Here is a 4,117-nt window from a genome sequence, read left to right on the forward strand (position 1 = left end):
GACAGACTGTACAAGAGCTGTCCAAATTTGATCGGTGTTTCGAATCGTACAGATTGTTTGTGTACTCGGTCATTAGGTTTTACGGAGGATGGAGCGTGAATAATCAGAAGCAGAAAATCTGACACGCGCCAGCGTGCCACAGATGGATTCCAGCCTGAAAACTGAGGTCTTACACACCAAACAGGTGCAGCGATGTTCACACACAAAACACTTGTCAAACCTCGGTAAATCAAGCTTGCTGTTGCCATCAAACCCGCCGCGCCTCTGCTTGCATGCGTAATTCGGCGGGTCTTTTTTGCCTTGATGTAAAGTGGGGCCGCATGCTCAGCGTCCAGGCCTCCAGCGAGCCCTTCAAGCTCTACCTCCTCCTCGGCGAACCCCGTGACGAAGCCCTGCGCCCCGCCTATGAAAAGGCCGTCAAAAACCTGCGCAACCTCCCCGTCGAAAACGAACTCGTCTTCGAAGCCGGAGCCACCGAGTTCACCAACTGCCTAGCGGAGCAGATGGAGGAGCATGCTGCGGAGGAAGAGGGGACTGAGAAAGCTGCTGCTGAGGAAACCGTGGTCGAAGAAACGGTTGTTACAGGCTGGTAGCGGGGGGCGGCGTTTTGCTTCAGCTAGACGCCCTTTCCGCAGAGGGTCAGGTATGGCGTGGTCGCAGCCACATCCACGCAGGCAAGGGGTGGTCGCCGCCATCGTCAGGCTTTCTCATCTTCTTGCGCGGTGGCATGTTCTTAGGCTCGTCGTCGTCGGCACGGCTGCCATGTGGCAGCAGCAGCAGCACGATCCCCACAGGTACGGAAACGTAGATCGCAAGGATCAATGTGGTGATCCAGACCGCGCCCACGCTCGCGGGCTTTTTGGCCTCTGCCGCTCGCTGCGGTGTGCGGTTGTGATCTTCTACGAGCTGCACCCAGACCAAGGTGCCTGGGGCAGGCACTTCGGCCCGGGCGCCGCCAGACATCGGGCTGGCGGGTGTGTCATGGCTCATACGGCCCGGCTCATGGAGCGCGGCCTGCGGCCCTGCCGCAGCGTTGAGACATGAGGCGGCAAACAAACTGACAAAGCATTTTAGAATCAGAACTTTCATGACAAAATGAGTGTTGTTGAGGTTTCTTTTTCCTGGCTTGAACGAGGCTTTGCTGTAGCCTCAGCACCCCTGATCTTTGCGCTTGAAGTCGCATGCGGCAGAAGCCCTGAAACTGGCAAGATAATCAGGGAAACTCAGTTGCGGCACCAACGAACCTATTGCCACCGCCTGCGGCCCTGTTTGCCCCTTCCACGCTTTATTGGGACATTGGCTGGCGGCTACGGTCCGCTCACTTTAGCAGGAGTTGCCATCCGCCATGATGGGGGCAGGGGCTTAAGCCTAAAGATTGATTGCAATATGGCCAATTCTGAGGATAGGAATAACTTGGGGACTTGCTAAACTTGGCAAAGTTTCGGTGGGTTCGTCACGTTTTTGACAATATGCCAGAGGTCCAACACTCATACGACAGCGAGGCTCTTCTCAAAGAGTTCCAAAAGCGTCTGAATGTCACAGGTGACTACATCCAACCGCGCACTATTTTCGGCGATCTGATCGACTTTTGGAAAACCCAGGCCAACACGCTTCGGACGCTGAACATCACCGGCCACGCCCCGGTCGAGTTCAATGCGAAGTGGCTGAGGTTTGCCGAAGGCACTGAAGACAAGCTGGTGGGGCTGCTGAACAAGGTCGGCTGGGAGTTTGTCGGCGCGCTCGACATCTGCGTGGCACGTCTGTTCAGTTTCACCATGCGCGCTGAGGTGAAAGCGCTGGCGTGGGATCACCTGCGCAAATACATCACCACGGAGCATTTCAGAGGCAAGCCGCGCATCGGGCTGAGCCTGTCAGTGGCTGCGTTTCAGTCGTTGAGCAGCACGCCGGAGCCGAAAGCCGGGCCCTACCGGGATGATGTGGCCAAAGCCCTGACCGCACTGGTCGAAGAGATCGTTGAGCATGCCTTGGCCAAGGGCCCTCAAAAAGGAATCGAAGCTCTGGCGGCCGCCATGGACCAGGCAGAGGCAGCCTTCGTCCCGGGCAAACCTGATGCGGACCATGTCTTCTGCATTTTTGATGTTTCGTCCGAGACCAAGGAAGCGCTGGAACTGGCCGCTGAAAATGGCAAAGGCAAGTTCAGCGACCGCGTGGCTGCGCTCATTCTGCAAAAACTCCACATCGACGAGCTGCCAGGCATTCGCTAAGCTCAGGGAAACACCGGCCATCCCACCGCCCGCCAGGCCCTCCAGCAATACTTCACCCACGAATAAGCCGCCGCCCCCACCCGCGCCGCCGCCTTCCTCCAAGGCACAGCCGAGGAGCAGGAGCGCATCAAAGTTGGCTTGGTGTCCGTCGCGCAGTTTTTACTGGGGGCGTGAAGTGGGGCTGAGGTTGCGGTTCTATGCATCGCAGCCTCGGCATTTCTCCCCTTGCCGTCACGCAGGCTACCCGCCAGTCTTTGCCACGAATGAGTACGCGGCCTGTCATTTTCATCTCTGCCGTCAGCCGGGAGCTGCACAGTGCGCGTGATCACGTCGCCAAAACGCTCATCTCCCTTGGTTACGAGCCCAAGTGGCAGGACATCGCGCCCACTGAAACCGGTGACCTGCGCGACGTGCTGCGCAAGTGGGTCGATGCCTCCAATGCCGTCATCCAGCTCGTCGGGCACTCCTACGGCTTCGCGCCGAGGGACGCTGATCCCGACTTGGGCCATTGCAGCTACACGCAGTACGAAACGCTCTATGCGCGGCAGCAAGGCAAGCAAGTTTGGTATGTCATTCTTAGCCCAGAGCATCCTACGGATTCTTGCTCCGCCGAAGACAGCGCGTTGCGCGAGTTGCAAGACGCCTACCGCAAGAAGGTGACAGGCACCGACCACCTTTATCATCGCAGCAATAGCCTACTTCAGACCGAAAACATCGTATTGAAGCTTAAGGACGACCTCGCCGAGTTGCGCAAATACGACAAACGGCACACCGTTCTGGTAGTATGCCTTCTGGTCACACTCGTTCTTGGTGGTCTTGTCCTTATGCGATGGCAGCAGCACACAGACGGAACTGTCATCAAGACCGAAAAGAAGATCGACCAGCAAACAAAAATCACCAGCGAGACCCAAGCTGTCGTTGTCGAGCTCAGAGATCAAAATGACAAGATTCTCCAAGCCATGCGCGAGCTGCCGCAAACCCTCAGCGAGCAGCCGCGCGGAGATGCCCAGGAAAACCCAAACTCCCGCATCTCCCGTGCCTACACCGTACTAGAGACTCAATTGCAATTGCCGGCGGGCAGTCTTGCCAAAATGCTGCCCGAGTTCGCGCAGAAGCTTCTCCTGCGGCCCGACACCTCAGCGTTGGATCGAGCTAATGCTTTGTTTGGCATCAAAAAATTTGCCGACGCTGAGGCTGAGGCATTGAAAGTCAAGGACCACGCCCTCGCCGTCGCCGAGAAGCCTATGCAGGACGCAATCACCGCGCTCCGCCTTGCGGGGCAGAGCGCTCAGGCGCAGGTCCACTACCCTCAGGCCATGGAGCACTATCGCGCAGCAGCCGCCCTTACAAGCCAGGAACGAGATATCCTACAATGGCTTGAACTCCAAGACGACATCAGTTGGCTTTACCACCTTCAAGGCAGCTATCAGGAAGAACTCGCTCAAACTCGGCTAGTATGGCAAATCGCACAACAAGCCGGAAAGGAAGAAGCCACAGCTGTGCTCGCTGCTCATATGAATTATGCCGGCGCACTCGATGATAACGGCCAAGCCGTGAGCGCCGAGACAGAGTATCGGGCAATTCTCCAAATCCAGAACCGCAGGTTAGGCGCGCAAGATTCTCAAACTTTAGTCAGTCGACACAACTTGGCCGCCACGCTGCAAGCCCAAGGCAAGTATGCAGAGGCGGAGCAGGAATTGCGGGCGGTGTTACAGATCCAAGAGCGATTGGTGGGTATAGAGCATCCCGAGGTCTTGAACAGTATGATGAATCTGGCCGAGGCACTGCGAGCCCAAGGCAAGCATGCCGAGGCGGAGAAGGATCACAGAGAGGTTTTACAGATTCGTGAGCGATTACAGGGGGCTGAACATCCCGAGACCTTAGCGAGCCGG

The 4,117-nt window shown here is 57.1% G+C and carries 4 protein-coding genes; 3 read left to right on the forward strand and 1 reads right to left on the reverse strand.

Annotated features, from left to right (window positions below; all coding sequences use genetic code 11):
- Positions 1-320: 320 nt before the first annotated feature.
- Positions 321-593: a hypothetical protein gene (locus ACIREA_RS27820; protein WP_397385584.1), complete on the forward strand. Its 273-nt coding sequence runs from the start codon at positions 321-323 to the stop codon at positions 591-593.
- A gap of 46 nt (positions 594-639) precedes the next feature.
- Here the strand turns inward: ACIREA_RS27820 and ACIREA_RS27825 are convergent, their stop codons facing one another.
- Positions 640-1,089, reverse strand: coding sequence for a hypothetical protein (locus ACIREA_RS27825; protein ID WP_397385585.1), 450 nt, complete (start codon positions 1,087-1,089; stop codon positions 640-642).
- A 380-nt stretch (positions 1,090-1,469) separates the two neighbouring features.
- On the opposite strand from ACIREA_RS27825, the gene ACIREA_RS27830 reads away from it, so the two are divergent.
- Positions 1,470-2,225, forward strand: a complete 756-nt coding sequence (locus ACIREA_RS27830) for a hypothetical protein (RefSeq protein ID WP_397385586.1) — start codon at positions 1,470-1,472, stop codon at positions 2,223-2,225.
- 197 nt (positions 2,226-2,422) lie between these two features.
- Positions 2,423-4,117 (forward strand): tetratricopeptide repeat protein (locus tag ACIREA_RS27835; RefSeq protein ID WP_397385587.1); only part of this gene is annotated, 1,695 nt, incomplete at its 3' end.

It is taken from the genome of Prosthecobacter sp. (assembly GCF_044373815.1).
Taxonomy (GTDB): domain Bacteria; phylum Verrucomicrobiota; class Verrucomicrobiia; order Verrucomicrobiales; family Verrucomicrobiaceae; genus Prosthecobacter.